The organism is Capnocytophaga sputigena (genome assembly GCF_900446695.1).
GTDB classification, from domain to species: Bacteria; Bacteroidota; Bacteroidia; order Flavobacteriales; family Flavobacteriaceae; genus Capnocytophaga; species Capnocytophaga sputigena.
This window is the reverse complement of sequence record NZ_UAVP01000010.1, coordinates 21,859-38,191: the sequence shown is the minus strand read 5'-3', so window position 1 is coordinate 38,191 and position 16,333 is coordinate 21,859. Positions and strand designations below refer to the sequence as shown.

Genomic DNA, 16,333 nt, shown 5'->3' with positions numbered 1-16,333 from the left:
TGCACAGGGGGCGTTTTGCAAAACGCCCCTATTCTTTTCTTGGAGGGCGTTTGCTCTCTATATTAGGGCGATAGTATTTACCGTCTATTTTTACTTCACTATCACGTTGTGGGTAACCAAAGAAAGCATCTATAGCTCTCACTTCATTGGTTACTGCATCATACTCATTGCCTTCTTTATCTACAAATAATATAGTATCACCATCGTAAACTAAAATGTAGTTGCTCCATAAAGTTGATTGGTCTATAACTGTATAGCAAGCAGGTATAAATCTACTTTCATCATCTTTGCCTTTATAATATTTGAAATATCCTTTTTTATCACCTAAGTACAAGTTGAAGTTAGAGCCTGATCTCTCAATTACATCATAAATAATGGGCAAGACTGTGTTTCCTTGCTCATCTAAAAAGCCCCAATGCTTATCTTTTTGCACTAAAAATAATTTAGGAGTAGTGTAATTCTCTTTTTCTAACACCTTATATTCAATAGGAATCACAATTTTTCCGTCATTATCAATCGTTCCCCATAGTGAATCCTTTTTTACTCTGGCGACTCCTTTATCAAAAATATCAATGTGATCATAACTAGCAGGGACGATGATTTTCCCTTGACGTTTAAGTCCAAATTTACCATTTTCTATATAAGGAATAGCTATTTGAATATCTTCTTCATTTTTATATGTATTAAGCGATGAATATCCTGCTCCACCTGCACAAAAGAAGAACAGACAGCCCCCACTACTACTATAAGTATCCACACGCATATCGTTTTCAATATTAGGATATATCAACACCTTGTAAACTGAGGAATAGAAATATATAGGAAAGAAAGGCAGCAATCTACGCGATACAAACTTCCAGCCGTCTTTTTTAAGTTTTCCTTTGATACTTTTAGTTTCTGTAAGTACTTTTCCTTCTTTAAAAATCTCATAATTCACGTGGAGCGAATCACCCTTAAACTGCAGTTTGAAACGCATTGGAATTTTCTCTTTATCTAAATAACTATAAGGCAAAAAGGTGAAACAATTGCCTTTACTACCATTTGTTTCATAAGAATAAGCGTAATAAGTGCGATTGTTTAGCGCGGACATATCCATCTTAGAGCTACTACAAGCTACTATTAAGAGAAAGGGAATAAGGCAAAAGAGTTTTTTCATTTTTCTTGAATATTTATAGGTTTTTCAGATTGCATTGCGGGGCGCTTAGTCTCTAAGTTAGGTTTATAAAAACTATTATCAATCTTTACTATGCATTCCTTCCCCAATTTTTCCCCCATAAAAGTTTCCCACTTGCTTAGATGAACTATTTGCAAATCATATTCATTACCTTTGTGATCTATAAAAAGAGGTGTTAGTCCATCGTATACTAATATATGATCTGAATTAAGAGTGCGCATTTCTATTTTGCTATATACAGCAGGAATAAATAAATAAGGCATTTGAGATGGGGAATTAGTATTGTAAGTAAAATACCCTACTTTATTACCTATCCCTAAAATGTAACTTCTCTCATTAGATTGTTTTTCTATATAACTATAAATAAGAGGCAATATAGGCACTCCTGAAGGTTCTAAAAATCCGTATCGTCTTTCTTTTTGTGCTATAAACAAAGGGTGACTATCTACTGATTTGTCATACTGCAAAGCATCGTATTCTAAAGGAATGATCATCTGACCATTTTTATCAATGGTACCCCATTTCCCTTCTCGTTCTACAATAAAAAAACCATCGGTATAGGCACTGATATAATCATATTGAGCAGGTATAAGCAACTTTCCTCCCTTGTTGATACCATATTTACCATTTTCAAAAAAAGGAATCATCAGCTCTTCATCATTGATACGCTTGTAAATATGCTTTAATTTATAGGAATAACCAGATCCTAATACAGCTAATACAGCTCCCTCTCTATCTATATAAGTATCTACTCTCAAATTCCCTTCTTCAGTAGGGCGCAAACGCAGTCGGTGAATATAAATTCTCATATAAATAGGAAAATAAGGCACTATTTCACGAGCGGCATAATAGCGCCAAAAACGCCTTTTTTGTTTGCCTTTAAAACCTCTTACTATAGGAATAGTTGAGCCATTAGCAATTGAGTCGTAAGTCACAAACAAAGAATCTTTTTTAAAATGCAACCAAAAACTATTCACTGCTGCCTTTTGCTGTTGGTATTCCAAAGGTACAAAAGGAAATTTGCGTTCATTATCTTCTTCCTTTTCTTTAGAAAAAGCATAAAAAGACACATCATTTAGCACGGTCATATCTACTGTTTTACAAGCGATAAATAAAAAACATAATATAAGGGGGAGGAATGTTTTCATAGTGAAAAATGAAGAGTGAAAAGTAAAAAGTGAAGAATAATAGACTTTGCCAAAGTTTTTCTGCCTGTGCGGCTCGCACCTTTGGCAAAGTCGGATATTATAAAGAGTTATACTTTCTTTACTATAAAGTAGTTTTTCTTTCCGCGTTGTAGTAGAATAAATTTACCATCTACAAGGTCTTTTTCAGCTATTTGGTAGTCTTCACCTACTTTTTCTTTATTCACCGAAATAGAATTTTCTTTCAAGGCACGACGTGCTTCGGAATTAGAACTGATAAAACCTGTTTTTGCTGAAAGAATGGCAATCATATCAAGCCCTCCAGCAATATCGGCTGCACTTACTTCGGCTTGAGGTACACCATCAAACACTTCTAAGAAAGTTTTTTCGTCTAAAGTACGCAAATCGGCAGAGGTAGAGTTACCAAAGAGGATTTGTGATGCTTTTTTAGCTTTCTCAAGTTCTTCACGTCCGTGTACTAATACAGTGAGTTCTTCAGCTAATTTATTTTGTAATAGACGCAAATGAGGCGCCTCGGCGTGTTGCGCGATGAGAGCATCAATTTCTTCTTTACTAAGCATTGTAAAGATTTTGATATAACGCTCAGCATCAGCATCGGAGATATTAATCCAATATTGGTAGAACTTGTAGGGCGAAGTTTTCTCGGGGTCAAGCCATACGTTACCACCTTCACTTTTACCGAATTTAGTACCATCGGCTTTGGTAATCAGTGGGCAAGTGAGGGCATACGCCTTTCCTCCTGCAATGCGACGAATGAGCTCGGTACCAGTGGTAATATTTCCCCATTGGTCTGACCCACCCATTTGCAAGGTGAGGTTTTTCTCTTGATAAAGATGCAAAAAGTCATAACCTTGCAAGAGTTGGTATGAGAATTCAGTAAACGACATCCCATCGGTATTTTCATTAGGGTCGAAGCGTTTTTTTACTGAATCCTTAGCCATCATATAGTTTACGGTGATGTGTTTACCGATATCGCGAATGAATGAAAGGAATGAGAACTCTTTCATCCAATCGTAGTTATTCACGAGTTCAGCGCGATTAGGTGCAGTGCTTTCAAAATCGAGAAATTTTGCTAATTGTTTTTTGATACCTGCTATATTGTGTGCTAATACTTCTTCGGTGAGCAAATTGCGTTCTACTGATTTACCTGAAGGGTCACCTATCATACCTGTTGCACCTCCTACGAGTGCATAAGGTTTATGACCGCAATTTTGGAAATGGCGCAACATCATCACGCCCACTAAATGACCGATGTGCAGCGAGTCGGCAGTAGGGTCGATTCCCACATAAGCTGCGCGTAAACCTTCCATAAGGTGTTGTTCGGTTTCTGGCATAATATCCTGAATCATACCGCGCCAACGCAATTCTTCTATAAAATTCTTCATTAGTTTTATTCGTTTATGATCTATAATTTGGGCAAAGGTACGAATTAATTAAGAATTAACAAGTAAGAATAAATTTTCTCCTATAAATATTGATAGGTAATTACTTAAAATTACTTTATAAAAAGGAGAGGCTGCCCTTGCATTAGGGGCAGCCTCTTTATTTATGCTATACTACTTTATTTATGCTACTACTATTTGTACTGTATCGGCAGCTACTTGTTTGAGTAATACGGTTTTTCCTGTTTCTACTGTTTGTATAGCTGCTTGGGTGGCGTGGCGAATGGTATAAAGTGTTACTTTTTCGGTTACTGAGACTTTAAAACGCTCTTCCAATTTTTCTAACAGTTCCGATAAGGTATCAAACTTGTTGTCTACACATACCGAGAAACTAATCGCTGAGTTTTGTATCACACTCACTTTCATTTGTGCTTTGTGCAAACTCTTGAAAATATAACTAATACCTTCTTCCACTATAAACGAGAAATCACGAGAGGAGAGCGAGAGTAATATCTGGTCTTTTTTGAGGATAAAGCAAGGTACTTTAGGCTCTAATTCAGGAACATTGCACACGGCACTTCCTTCGGCTGTAGGATTTATAAACGAGCGTACATAGAGTGGAATTTCCTTTTGCTGTAGAGGCTGTAAGGTTTTAGGGTGAATTACCGAAGCTCCATAGAAAGCGAGTTCTATAGCCTCTTTATACGGGATTTTGTGTAAGAGCTCGGTATGTTCAAAATAACGAGGGTCGGCATTGAGCACCCCTGGAACATCTTTCCATATTGTTACACTCTCGGCATTAAGGCAATAAGCAAAAATTGCAGCGGTATAATCAGAGCCTTCACGCCCTAAAGTAGTGGTGAAGAAATTGGCATCACTGCCCAAGAATCCTTGAGTAATATTTAGCAGTGATTTGTTGATATGGGTGCGGATATTACTTTGTGTCTCTTCCCAATCAATAGAGGCATCGCGATAGTTGCTATCGGTTTTCACGAGATTACGCACATCTATCCAAGTGTTTTTAATACCATTATCATTCAAAAACTGACTGATAATAGTGGTAGAAATGAGCTCGCCAAAACAAATTACTTGGTCGTACACGAAACTGTGTTTCGGTGACTTGTTGCGTTCTAAAAAGGAAGTGAGTTCGGCAAAAAGTCCATCGACTTTCCAGTACACAGGATGATTTTCATCGGTGAATAACTCGCGAATGATATGATAGTGAAAATCCTTTATTACTTGAATACTTTCGGTGAGTTTTTCTTGTTCTTTAAAATAACTGTTCACTACCACTTCCAAAGCATTGGTAGTCTTCCCCATAGCCGAAATCACAATGAGGGTATTGGCATAGCCTACATTTTCTAATATTTTAGCGACATTGCGCACGCCTGCAGCGTCTTTCACTGAGGCACCTCCAAATTTGAATATCTGCATTTTAATTAGGTAAGAGGTAAGAGGTAAGAGTTATATCTAAAGCCTTTTACCGAAATTGACAAGGCAAAAGTAGTGCATTTTAATGAAAATAGAAAAGAGAAATGCGAAAAAAGTCAATTAGATAATTTGTTGTTATATCTATAACTAAAAAATAAGCGCTGAGGGGTACTCAACGCTTATTCTATTGATGTGTTATGTTTTTATTGTCCAGCTTGTTTTTTAGCTTCGGCTTTCATTTTTTCGTTAGGAACGATTACTACATTCACACGGCGGTTTTTAGCACGACCTTCAGCAGTATCGTTGCTTGCTATAGGATTTTTTTCACCATACCATTTGGTAGTGAAACGACTGCCTGCTAAACCTTTACTTTTAAAATAGTTAGTAACAGCTTGTGCGCGGCGTTGTGAAAGACCTAAGTTATACTCATCTTTACCTACGCTATCAGTGTGACCAGCTACTAACACATTAGTATCAGGGTATTCTTTGAGGATAGCTGCTAACTTATCTAAGGTTTGTTTTGATTTTTCGTTGATGTTGTACTTGTTAGTATCGAAGTAAACACCTCCGTTGTTTTCGTCAAAAGTAACCACGATACCATCGTCTACGCGTTTTACATCGGCACCAGGGATTTCTTCTTCAATTTTTTTAGCTTGTTTATCCATTTGGTGACCAATAACAGCCCCAGCTGCACCACCTACTACAGTACCAAGTACTGCGCCGAGTTCGCTATTTTGACCATTACCGACGTTGTTACCTAAGATAGCTCCTAATAAAGCTCCACCTGCTGCACCTACTACAGCTCCGCGTTGTGCTTTGTTTGTGTTATTGTATGCCTCACAACCAGTAAGCAATACGGCTGCTGACAAGGCTAAAACTACGAATTTCTTCATTATTTCTTATGGTTTTAATTATTTTACAAAATTCATTGAGATTACAAAAGGTTTGCCATCTACTCTTACGGTTTGTTCCCATACCATTGCATTTTCTGATATGCTTGCTAAGTGCAAACGAATACCTGCATTGGTTTCAGATTTGTATTTTTCATTGGTAGGTTTCAACAAGAAATCGTAATATCCAGTAGATTTATCGATTTGTTGTACTACGAAAATGAAGTTTCTTTGTCCTGTAGAGCAACCACCTGCATTGATAGTATAGTGCCCGCGGTTGTTGTTAGGAACAAATTTCCAAGTACTACCTTCAAAACATTCTTTTGAGGTATCGTTCAATAAGGTAACATCAAACTTACCTTGTTCACTATAAGTAATAGACTGTAGAGTCCATTCACCTTTGATAGCTTTGTCGGCTACATTTGTTTCTTTAGGTTTAGCAGTCATAGAGTTAGAGCTCTTACAAGCCATCACCAATGCTGCCATTACAAATAGAAGTGCAATTTTTCTCATCTTGATAAATATTTTTGTTTTGGGCGCAAAAATACAGTTTTTATTGATAACTTCGACAACAATTAACTAAATATTAACATTCTATCACTAAATTATCATAGGCTAAAAATACATTTTTGGGTAAATTTTGTTGAATTTCATCGTGAAAACCAAAGGTTTGGCTCACGTGTGTGAGAAAAGTGCGTTTAGGCTTCACTTGTTCTATAATTTCTAATGCTTCTGATAAATTGAGATGTGTAGGGTGCGCTTGTTCTCTCAAACAATTTAACACTAAGGTATCTACCCCTTTCAGTTTCTCTATTTCTTTATCTTCTATATATTTAGCATCTGTGATGTAAGCGAAATTTTCAATTCGGTAGCCTATAATGGGCAAATTGCCGTGCATCACGTGTATAGGTTGCACTATTTTTCCGTGTAGGCTAAAGGGCGTGCTATTTATTTCGTGAGCAATTACTGAGGGAGCGCCCTCATATCTATTTTCGGTAGCAAAGATATAAGCAAAACGGACTCTCAACTCGTTAATTACGCGTTTGAGTCCATAGATAGGCATATCACCTTGGAGGCGCACAAAAGGGCGTATGTCGTCCATACCGGCGGTATGATCGGCGTGTTCGTGAGTAAAAAGGATAGCCTCTAAATGCTGCACATCGTTAGTGAGCATTTGCTGTCTAAAATCGGGGCTACAGTCTATTGCAATATTAGTATGCTCCCAACTGATGAGAGCCGAAGTGCGCAAGCGTTTGTCTTTAGGATTGGTGCTTTTACCAACGGGGTGGTCACTTGCTATTACAGGGACTCCTTGAGAAGTACCTGTACCGAGGAAAGTAATCTTCATTTTCAGGTGTCAGGTATCAGGTGTCAGGTATTAGATAAGAGGTAAGAAATAAGAACTTTAGCTCTTACTTCTTACCTCTTACTTTTTACCTTGTAAAAAAAGGTTTATTTTTTATGACGTGGTTCTGAGGATACAGTGAGTTTTTTACGTCCTTTAGCGCGACGACGTGCTAATACTTTTCTACCATTGGCAGTTGCCATACGTTCTCTAAAACCGTGTTTATTTCTTCTTTTTCTTTTTGAAGGTTGAAATGTTCTTTTCATTGCTTGTTAATCTTTAAAATCTTATTAAAAATGATACTTTGTCTCTCTATTTTATCAATAGCGGGGCAAAAGTACATCTTTTTTTTGGAATGACAAAATTTTTTATAGGTAAAAGGTAAAGGGTAAGAGGTAAGAAACGGTTAAATATTTATTTTACAATGATTTAATTGAAATAAATTTATTATTACACCTCTTTATTTTTTCTTGTGTAAGACTCTGTACTCTTCGTAACATTGACTGATAGCTTCAAGCACTTGCAGGTCGTTTGCGGTCATTATAAAGTCGTTAGAATAATTGCAAGAACGGATGATTTCTTCGAGTTCAGAGCGGTCTACTTGCAAAAGTTCTAATAGAGTTTCGCGGTCGTAACGGGTGGAAAGGGCATCACTTAATTGATTATCTTTGCGCATCTCTCTGAGTTTGCGCATTTCCTTTCCTTTAGCACTGAAAGAGCGGCTGAGCAAATCGGCGGGGTTCATTACAGCACTGAGCACGCGCCCTACGGCACTAGCACTAGAACGGCTTTCATAACCTATTTCTAAGCCCGAAACGCTATAGCGTGTATTGTTGTTGATAGGAGCATTTTTAGCATCGATATCTAAGTATCCGGTGAGTTTATAAGGGGTAACCACGACCTCTTCCAAGGCGTAGGCGAGTTCGGTCATACCTATTTTAAGTCCTTGGAATTTTATCATATCATTGGTAATCCTTATTTTAGTAGATTTATACCCCAAAAAAGATATATAAAGCGTATCATTAGCAGTTACTCTAATGGTAAAATCTCCTTTTTCATTAGTTGTGGTTCCTCGTACTTTGTTGAGATTCAAGATATGTACATTAGCCATTGGCTTGTTGTTCTGCACACTATACACGTGACCGTGCAACTCAGTTTCTTGAGCTACCAGCGTACTTACAAACAACAACATACAAAACCACAATATCTTCTTCATCATAATTATTTCTTTTTAAGGGTAAAAAAGAGGTTTTTAAGGTGTGATAATTGATTATCAGAACTATCAATATTTATAAACTTTGCCAAAGTGTTGAAACTTTGGCAAAGTCTGCGAGGTTATTAGTTCTTCACATTGAAGGCTTTTTCTTTAGGATAGTAAGCTACTGAACCTAAAGATTCTTCGATGCGGAGCAATTGGTTGTACTTCGCCATACGGTCAGAACGTGAAGCAGAACCAGTTTTGATTTGTCCGGTGTTCAAAGCTACAGCCAAGTCGGCAATAGTATTGTCTTCAGTTTCACCTGAACGGTGAGACATTACAGCAGTATAACCAGCGCGGTTAGCCATATCTACGGCTGCAATAGTTTCAGACAAAGTACCGATTTGGTTTACTTTGATAAGGATAGAGTTTGCAATACCTTTAGCAATACCTCTTTCAAGGATAGATACGTTAGTAACGAACAAGTCGTCACCTACTAATTGAACGCGGTTACCGATTTTATCAGTAAGGAGTTTCCAACCATCCCAGTCGTTTTGATCCATACCGTCCTCGATAGAGATGATAGGATATTTAGCTACTAACTCAGCCAAGTAGTCAGCTTGTTCAGCTGAAGTACGTACTTTACCTTTAGCGCCTTCGAAGATAGTATAGTCGTATTTACCATCTTTGTAGAACTCAGAAGAAGCACAGTCTAAGGCGATTTTGATATCTTCACCCCATTTGTAACCAGCTTTGTTTACCGCTTCTTTGATAGAATCAAGTGCATCTTCGATGTCTTTGAAGTTAGGAGCGAAACCACCTTCATCACCTACAGCAGTTCCTAAACCTTTGTCGTGTAATACTTTTTTAAGGTTGTGGAATACTTCAGCACCCATTTGGATAGCGTGTGAAAAATCCTTAGCGTTCACAGGCATAATCATAAACTCTTGGAAAGCGATAGGGGCATCGGAGTGAGCACCAGCGTTGATGATGTTCATCATAGGCACTGGCAAAGTGTGAGCACTTACCCCACCTACGTAGCGGTACAAAGGCAAACCGAGTTCTTCGGCAGCAGCTCTAGCAACCGCTAATGATACACCAAGAATAGCGTTAGCTCCTAATTTAGATTTGTTAGGAGTACCATCAAGAGCAATCATAGTTTGGTCGATAAGGTTTTGTTCGAAAACGTCCATACCTACGATTTCTTCAGCGATGATATCGTTTACATTGGCAACGGCTTTAAGTACACCTTTACCCATATAATCTTTACCGCCGTCGCGCAATTCAACAGCTTCGTATTCACCTGTTGAAGCTCCTGAAGGAACAGCAGCTCTACCAAGGAAACCATTTTCAGTTTCTACATCTACTTCTACGGTTGGATTTCCTCTTGAATCCAAAATCTGACGTGCGTGCACGCTTACAATAATACTCATATATTTTGTTATTTAATTATTTACTTTGTTTAGGGGTCAGGGGTTAGGGGGACATTTCTGACCTGTCTGACTTATCTGAGTTAATAATGCTAATTATTAACTGTTAAAGCTTTCTCTTCCCCAAAAGGAAGGAGGTTCGATGCCTAAAGCGCGGAGGTAAGTATACCCTTGTCCGCGGTGGTGACTCTCATTTTCAATGAAGTATAATATCCATTGGGCAAAGCTAAAAGTCATTTGATAGATAGTAAGTGATTGGGTATAATCGCCTACTTTTTGCCATTCACGGTCGAGAATTTCAGTAGCTCTGTCCCACAAAGCCAATACTTCCGCTTTGGTAGTAGGAAAGTCTCCTTCTAAGAAAAGCGTGTGTTGCTCCTGAAATCTTTCTTTGAAAAGATAGTCCATAACTCTCAAAAACTCTTCTACCATTTGCGAAAATGGTCGCAAATTAGCTATACTGAACTCAAAGAGGTCTTTTTCGGGGAAAGCCTCAATCACTTTGCGGGTGAGGGCACGCACATCTTTTAGATTAGTGAGCAGTGCTTGTGGTGTAAGTAATTCTTTCATTATTATTTTTTAGTTATCATTTCTACAAATTGGTCGAACAAATAGGTAGCATCGTTGGGGCCTGGAGCGGCTTCGGGGTGATACTGCACACTGAAACATTTCTTGCCTTTTACACGCAAGCCCATCACGGTATTATCGTTTAGATGGGTATGAGTGATTTCTACATTAGGATTAGCTTCTGCCTCTGCCCTATTCACTGCAAAACCGTGGTTTTGTGAGGTAATCTCATCTTTTCCGGTAAGCAGATTTTTCACGGGGTGGTTGATACCGCGGTGACCGTTATGCATTTTATAAGTACTAATACCGTTGGCTAATGCAATAATTTGATGTCCTAAGCAAATACCAAAGATAGGTAAATTCTCAGCAATCATTTGTTTTACTTGAGTGATGACCTCAGTAAGCGGTTCGGGGTCGCCAGGTCCATTAGACAAGAAATAACCATCGGGATTCCACGCTTTGAGCTCAGCTAAAGGCGTGTTGTACGGGAATACTTTGATGTACATATCACGAGCTGCCAAGTTGCGCAAGATATTTCGCTTGATACCAAAATCGAGTGCTGCTACTTTGTACTTCGCTTCTGGATTGCCAAAAAAATAAGGTTCAGTAACTGACACTTTCGATGCCAATTCTAAACCTTTCATATTGGGAACCTCTTGTAAACGAGCTTTGAGTAGTGCTAAATCATCAGTTTCAGTGGAAATAACAGCATTCATTGAGCCATTGTCGCGAATGTAGCTGACTAAAGCACGTGTATCAACTTCGCAAATAGCTACTAAGTGGTTACGGTCTAAAAAATCTTTTAAGGTTTCCTCAGCAAGGGAGCGGGAGGCATCATAACTAAAATTTCTGCAAACCAGCCCTGCAATTTTCATACCACTTGATTCGTAATCATCGGCGGCAATGCCATAATTACCAATATGAGCATTGGCAGTAACCATAATCTGACCAAAGTATGAGGGATCAGTAAAAATTTCTTGATAGCCCGTCATACCTGTATTGAAACACACTTCACCAAAAGCAGTGCCTTCATAACCAACGTTTTTGCCATAAAAGGCAGTGCCATCGGCAAGGAGTAATACTGCTTTTTTCTTTTGTTGATACTTCATTGTGCTATTTCCTTAATTTGAGCGCAAAGGTACAAAATAATTAACAATTAACAAGTAATGAGGAAGATTTTTTTAATCAGAAAGTCCTAAATCTTCCATTGCCATTTCTTCATCATCTTGAGTCTCTTCAGCTTTTTTAGCTACAATTTTCTCGATACGGCGATCGTTGAGATTGTATTGAGCTAATAAATTGTCTAAATCGTCTAAAAAAGATTTGGTAATTGCTACTTTTAAATTGCCATTTTCCATATTGAGATGGATATTCTCCGTTTGATGGTGCACTACAAAATAAATAGGTTGACTCCCTTTGTGTTTTTGCAGTAAATCTCTGTAATCGGTAATGAATTTTGGGGTGATATCCTTAATATTTACGTGCAAAGTAAGTTTCTTAGCAAGACTTTCCATTACATCTTGTAACTGCATTACCTGCATAAACTGTATGCGAGGCTCTCCTCTTTGGTTGGTTTCTCTATTAAGGAATCCTTCTACTACTTTAAATTTGACATACAAAAACGCCCCAGGAATCATATATTTCTGATAGTTCAAATAATCATCTCCAAAGAGTTTAAACTCATAAGAGCCATCGTAATCCTCGAGGGTGAGGAAGCCAAATCCTTTACCATTTTTACTAGTGCGGTGCTGCAAATCGGCTACCATACCCGCTACTGTGAGTTCGCGATTGATAAAAGAATTCAAGTCTTGCAATTGTGACAGACTGATATTGCAGAAATTGTGCAATTCGTGTTTGAAATCGTCTAATGGATGCCCTGAGATATAGATACCTACTACCTCCTTCTCACGGCGCAACTGCTCGAGGTTGCCCCAAGTTTCACACTTAGGTACTGCAGGTTCAGGGACATCTACTTCACTCTCTCCCCCAAAGAGACTCATCTGGGCAGAGTTCTTGCTCTCTTGATATTTGGTGCCAAAACGAATGGCTTTTTCAAGGAATGGAATACCATCGGCTTCGGCGTGGAAATACTGAGCGCGGTGCACATTGGTGAACGAGTCAAAACCTCCTGCCAAGGCGATACTTTCAAAGGCTTTCTTATTGATGCTCTTATAATCTACGCGTTTTGCCAAATCGAAAATAGAGGTATAAGGACGCTCTTGGCGTTGTTCAACAATCGTATCGACAGCAGCTTTTCCTACCCCTTTCACAGCCCCCATCCCGAAGCGTATATCGCCGTTTTTATTTACGGTAAATTTGTACAACGATTCATTCACATCAGGAGGTAATACCTTGATTCCCATACGGTGGCACTCTTCTAAGAAGAAAGTAATCGTTTTGATATCATTCATATTGTTAGACAATACTGCTGCCATATACTCGGCAGGGTAATTGGCTTTCAAAAAGGCTGTTTGATAACCCACCCAAGCATAGCAAGTGGAGTGTGATTTGTTGAACGCATAAGCCGCAAACTTCTCCCAGTCTGCCCATATCTTTTCGAGTTTTTGAGCATCGTGACCTTTTTCGGAGGCTTGGGTAATGAACTTAGGTTTCATCTTAGCTAGTACGGCTATTTGTTTCTTACCCATCGCCTTACGGAGTACGTCGGCTTCACCTTTGGTAAAACCTGCCAATTTCTGCGATAGCAACATCACCTGCTCTTGATAGACAGTAATTCCATAAGTTTCTTTGAGGTATTCCTCCATATCGGGGAGGTCGTACTCAATGGGCTCAATACCGTGTTTGCGCTTGATAAAACTAGGAATGTACTCCAATGGTCCTGGACGATAGAGGGCATTCATCGCTATCAGGTCGGCAAAGACCGTAGGTTTCAGCTCTCGCATATATTTCTGCATACCAGTGGACTCGTACTGGAAAATCCCGACCGTTTCACCGCGCTGGAAGAGTTCATAAGTCTTTTTATCGTCGAGCGGGAAAGCCTCTGCATCGAGCTCTATATTATGCGTTTGTTTGATATTTTCAATAGTATCTTTGATAAGTGTGAGGGTACTGAGTCCCAAGAAGTCCATTTTCAGCAATCCAGCGCTCTCTACTACCGAGTTGTCGAACTGAGTCACAAATAAGTCGGAATCTTTGGCTAAAGCTACAGGCACAAAGTTGGTGATATCGTCGGGGGTGATAATTACCCCACAAGCGTGGATACCCGTGTTGCGCACTGAACCTTCAATAATATTTGCTTGTTGAATGGTTTGGGTACTCTCCTCCTCCCCTTCTCCTGCTAAAAGGCGTTTCAGTTCATCTACTTTTAGCAATTCTTCACTGCGCACTTTTTCTTTAAGGGTTTTATCGTCCCAACCGAACATCTTCCCTAAAGACGACACTCCATTAGGCACTAAGCCCGCTAATCTATTTGACTCTTGCAGAGGTACATCCAGCACGCGAGCCGTATCTTTGATAGCCGATTTGGCAGCCATTTTGCCATAGGTGATAATCCGCGCAACCTGACTCTCGCCATACTTATCAATCACATAGTTGATGACATCTTGGCGACCAGAGTCCTCAAAGTCAATATCGATATCGGGCATAGACACACGATCGGGGTTGAGGAAACGCTCAAAGAGGAGGTCGTACTTAATGGGATCCATATTGGTAATATCCAAACAAAACGCCACTGCCGACCCTGCGGCTGACCCCCGCCCAGGTCCTACTGATACCCCCATACGTCGCGCTGCTGCGATAAAGTCTTGCACAATAAGGAAGTAGCCTGGGTAACCCGTTTTTTCGATAATGGAAAGCTCGAAATCCAAACGCTCGCGCACTTCATCGGTAATTTCGGGGTATTTGCGTTTAGCTCCTTCATAAGTGAGATGACGCAAATAGTTATTTTCACCTTTCTTACCTGTGAGATCATCACTTACTTGAAATTCTTCAGGAATATCAAACTTAGGCAAGAGAATATCACGCGCCAATCCGTAGGGTTCTACCTTGTCGATAATCTCTTGAATATTGAGAATCGCCTCAGGAATATCCTTGAAGAGCGCTTTCATTTCGGCTGAAGTTTTGAAATAATACTCGTTGTTAGGCATTCCAAAACGATAGCCACGACCGCGCCCGATAGGTGTTTTCTGCTTTTCGCCATCTTTCACACACAACAGAATATCGTGGGCATTGGCATCTTTTTTATGGAGATAAAAGGTATTGTTAGTGGCGATGAGTTTCACCCCATATTTCTTAGAAAACTCTACAAGGGTTTCGTTTACGCGGTTTTCATCTTCTTGGTTGTGGCGCATCACTTCCAAATAGAAATCCTCGCCAAACTGCTCTTTCCACCACAAAAGCGCCTCTTCCGCTTGCTTGGTACCGATATTCAGTATTTTGGACGGAATTTCACCATTCATACCTCCTGAGAGCACCATTAAGTCGCTTTTATACTGCTCTACAATCGTCTTATCTATACGAGGCACATAGTAAAAGCCTTTGGTAGAAGCGATAGAAGCCATTTTGGTAAGATTGTGATAGCCCTGTTTGTTTTTAGCCAAAATCACCACTTGGTAGCCATTGTCTTGTCGGGTTTTATCCAAGTGATTTTCACAGATATTGAACTCACAACCTATAATAGGCTTGATAAGCGTTTCAGTAGGTGTTTCACCTTTTTCTTCAGCCTCTTTGTTTTTAGCTTCCGCCTCTTTGTTATGCCCTTGTACGGCTTGCACAAAGTGGAAGGCAGCCATCATATTGCCACTATCGGTAAGCGCTACGGCAGGCATCTTCTCTTTGGCGGTAACTTTTACAAGGTCTTTTATAGACGTAGTAGATTGTAATATAGAGTGTTGTGTGTGATTGTGTAGGTGGGCAAACACCGCCTCTTCTAATAGTGAAGCATCGGCGTGAGGTTCAGAAGATTGCGCAGTGCTACTGCTTTTTCGCAAGGCTTCGGAAGCCTCTTTGAGGTTCACGTGTGTAAGTCCAATAAGCCCTATAGGTGAGGTGTGATACCCTTGAAATTCTTTGATATAGTCGCTACTGAAAGTACCTTCTTGAAAGCCTTCACCACGACGTATCAGTTCAAAGAAACAGCGTGTAGTTGCCTCCACATCGGCAGTGGCATTGTGCGCCTCGGCAAAGGGTACACCAAAGAGGAAAGAGTGCAACTCGGTGAGGGTAGGCAACTTATAACGACCTCCTTTCCCGCCTGCTATCTGGCAGAGATTGGCAGTTGTTTCGGTACAAGTATCGATTACGGGCATCTGTGTAAGCGGACTCTCCACCCCATAGCGGTGAAACTCAGCCCCCATAATATTGATATCGAAGCCTATATTTTGTCCTACCACGTATTTTGCCTTGCTGAGTGCCTCGTTGAACGCTTTGAACACCTCAGCGATAGGCACGCCTTGAGTTTCTGCTAATTGGGTAGAAATACCGTGCACTTTTTCGGCATCATAAGGCACATCAAAACCGTCGGGCTTTATCAAAAAGTCCTGATGTTCTATGAGTGCGCCCCACTCATCGTGCAATTGCCAAGCAATCTGCACGGCGCGAGGCCAGTTGTCACTATCGGTAAGAGGGGCATCCCAACGGCGGGGTAAACCCGTGGTTTCAGTATCGAATATTAAATACATTTTCGTTTAGATAAGAGGTAAGAGATAAGAGTTTATTTTGTGAGGGCAAAGGTAGGGAATAATGAGGAATTAGCAAAAAACATCTGTATAAATGGCTGCATATTACCAAAC

At 39.7% G+C, this 16,333-nt stretch carries 13 protein-coding genes; all 13 read right to left on the bottom strand.

Annotated elements, in window-relative coordinates; genetic code table 11:
• Window positions 1-28 precede the first annotated feature (28 nt).
• Window positions 29-1,156, bottom strand: a complete 1,128-nt coding sequence (locus tag DR017_RS11530; protein ID WP_002680787.1) for a WG repeat-containing protein — start codon at window positions 1,154-1,156, stop codon at window positions 29-31.
• Window positions 1,153-2,322 carry a WG repeat-containing protein gene (locus DR017_RS11525; RefSeq protein WP_081450879.1) on the bottom strand — a complete coding sequence of 390 codons (1,170 nt, stop codon included), beginning with the start codon at window positions 2,320-2,322 and terminating at the stop codon, window positions 1,153-1,155. The genes DR017_RS11530 and DR017_RS11525 overlap by 4 nt, the downstream gene beginning before the upstream one ends.
• A gap of 107 nt (window positions 2,323-2,429) precedes the next feature.
• Complete coding sequence (gene tyrS, locus DR017_RS11520) at window positions 2,430-3,725, bottom strand: tyrosine--tRNA ligase (protein WP_002680671.1); 1,296 nt, start codon at window positions 3,723-3,725, stop codon at window positions 2,430-2,432.
• Window positions 3,726-3,905: 180 nt separating this feature from the next.
• Complete coding sequence (locus DR017_RS11515) at window positions 3,906-5,156, bottom strand: aspartate kinase (RefSeq protein ID WP_002680662.1); 1,251 nt, start codon at window positions 5,154-5,156, stop codon at window positions 3,906-3,908.
• A gap of 200 nt (window positions 5,157-5,356) precedes the next feature.
• Window positions 5,357-6,046: a YiaD family glycine zipper/OmpA-like lipoprotein gene (locus DR017_RS11510; protein ID WP_002680688.1), complete on the bottom strand. Its 690-nt coding sequence runs from the start codon at window positions 6,044-6,046 to the stop codon at window positions 5,357-5,359.
• 18 nt (window positions 6,047-6,064) lie between these two features.
• A complete protein-coding gene (locus tag DR017_RS11505; RefSeq protein WP_002680690.1) occupies window positions 6,065-6,556 on the bottom strand; it encodes a lipocalin family protein in 492 nt (163 codons plus the stop codon).
• A gap of 73 nt (window positions 6,557-6,629) precedes the next feature.
• Window positions 6,630-7,391, bottom strand: coding sequence for an MBL fold metallo-hydrolase (locus DR017_RS11500; protein WP_002680784.1), 762 nt, complete (start codon window positions 7,389-7,391; stop codon window positions 6,630-6,632).
• A 104-nt stretch (window positions 7,392-7,495) separates the two neighbouring features.
• Window positions 7,496-7,654: a 50S ribosomal protein L34 gene (gene rpmH, locus DR017_RS11495; RefSeq protein ID WP_002669412.1), complete on the bottom strand. Its 159-nt coding sequence runs from the start codon at window positions 7,652-7,654 to the stop codon at window positions 7,496-7,498.
• A gap of 194 nt (window positions 7,655-7,848) precedes the next feature.
• Window positions 7,849-8,607 (bottom strand): carboxypeptidase-like regulatory domain-containing protein, encoded by a 759-nt coding sequence (locus tag DR017_RS11490; RefSeq protein WP_002680774.1) that lies wholly within the window; start codon window positions 8,605-8,607, stop codon window positions 7,849-7,851.
• A 119-nt stretch (window positions 8,608-8,726) separates the two neighbouring features.
• Window positions 8,727-10,019, bottom strand: coding sequence for a phosphopyruvate hydratase (gene eno / locus DR017_RS11485; protein WP_002680771.1), 1,293 nt, complete (start codon window positions 10,017-10,019; stop codon window positions 8,727-8,729).
• Window positions 10,020-10,115: 96 nt separating this feature from the next.
• On the bottom strand, window positions 10,116-10,586 hold the full coding sequence (locus DR017_RS11480; protein WP_002680687.1) for a DinB family protein: 471 nt from the start codon (window positions 10,584-10,586) through the stop codon (window positions 10,116-10,118).
• 2 nt (window positions 10,587-10,588) lie between these two features.
• Window positions 10,589-11,692 carry a glutamine-hydrolyzing carbamoyl-phosphate synthase small subunit gene (carA, locus tag DR017_RS11475; protein WP_002680746.1) on the bottom strand — a complete coding sequence of 368 codons (1,104 nt, stop codon included), beginning with the start codon at window positions 11,690-11,692 and terminating at the stop codon, window positions 10,589-10,591.
• Between the two features lie 72 nt (window positions 11,693-11,764).
• Complete coding sequence (gene dnaE / locus DR017_RS11470; protein ID WP_002680664.1) at window positions 11,765-16,222, bottom strand: DNA polymerase III subunit alpha; 4,458 nt, start codon at window positions 16,220-16,222, stop codon at window positions 11,765-11,767.
• Window positions 16,223-16,333: the final 111 nt, after the last annotated feature.

What these genes read in the sequence shown, in the direction of transcription:
- eno (WP_002680771.1), bottom strand. Translation starts at nt 10,019, where the DNA reads ATGAGTATTATTGTAAGCGTGCACGCACGTCAGATTTTGGATTCAAGA.
- DR017_RS11500 (WP_002680784.1), bottom strand. Translation starts at nt 7,391, where the DNA reads ATGAAGATTACTTTCCTCGGTACAGGTACTTCTCAAGGAGTCCCTGTA.
- dnaE (WP_002680664.1), bottom strand. Translation starts at nt 16,222, where the DNA reads ATGTATTTAATATTCGATACTGAAACCACGGGTTTACCCCGCCGTTGG.
- DR017_RS11530 (WP_002680787.1), bottom strand. Translation starts at nt 1,156, where the DNA reads ATGAAAAAACTCTTTTGCCTTATTCCCTTTCTCTTAATAGTAGCTTGT.
- DR017_RS11515 (WP_002680662.1), bottom strand. Translation starts at nt 5,156, where the DNA reads ATGCAGATATTCAAATTTGGAGGTGCCTCAGTGAAAGACGCTGCAGGC.
- DR017_RS11480 (WP_002680687.1), bottom strand. Translation starts at nt 10,586, where the DNA reads ATGAAAGAATTACTTACACCACAAGCACTGCTCACTAATCTAAAAGAT.
- rpmH (WP_002669412.1), bottom strand. Translation starts at nt 7,654, where the DNA reads ATGAAAAGAACATTTCAACCTTCAAAAAGAAAAAGAAGAAATAAACAC.
- DR017_RS11505 (WP_002680690.1), bottom strand. Translation starts at nt 6,556, where the DNA reads ATGAGAAAAATTGCACTTCTATTTGTAATGGCAGCATTGGTGATGGCT.
- tyrS (WP_002680671.1), bottom strand. Translation starts at nt 3,725, where the DNA reads ATGAAGAATTTTATAGAAGAATTGCGTTGGCGCGGTATGATTCAGGAT.
- DR017_RS11525 (WP_081450879.1), bottom strand. Translation starts at nt 2,322, where the DNA reads ATGAAAACATTCCTCCCCCTTATATTATGTTTTTTATTTATCGCTTGT.
- DR017_RS11510 (WP_002680688.1), bottom strand. Translation starts at nt 6,046, where the DNA reads ATGAAGAAATTCGTAGTTTTAGCCTTGTCAGCAGCCGTATTGCTTACT.
- carA (WP_002680746.1), bottom strand. Translation starts at nt 11,692, where the DNA reads ATGAAGTATCAACAAAAGAAAAAAGCAGTATTACTCCTTGCCGATGGC.
- DR017_RS11490 (WP_002680774.1), bottom strand. Translation starts at nt 8,607, where the DNA reads ATGATGAAGAAGATATTGTGGTTTTGTATGTTGTTGTTTGTAAGTACG.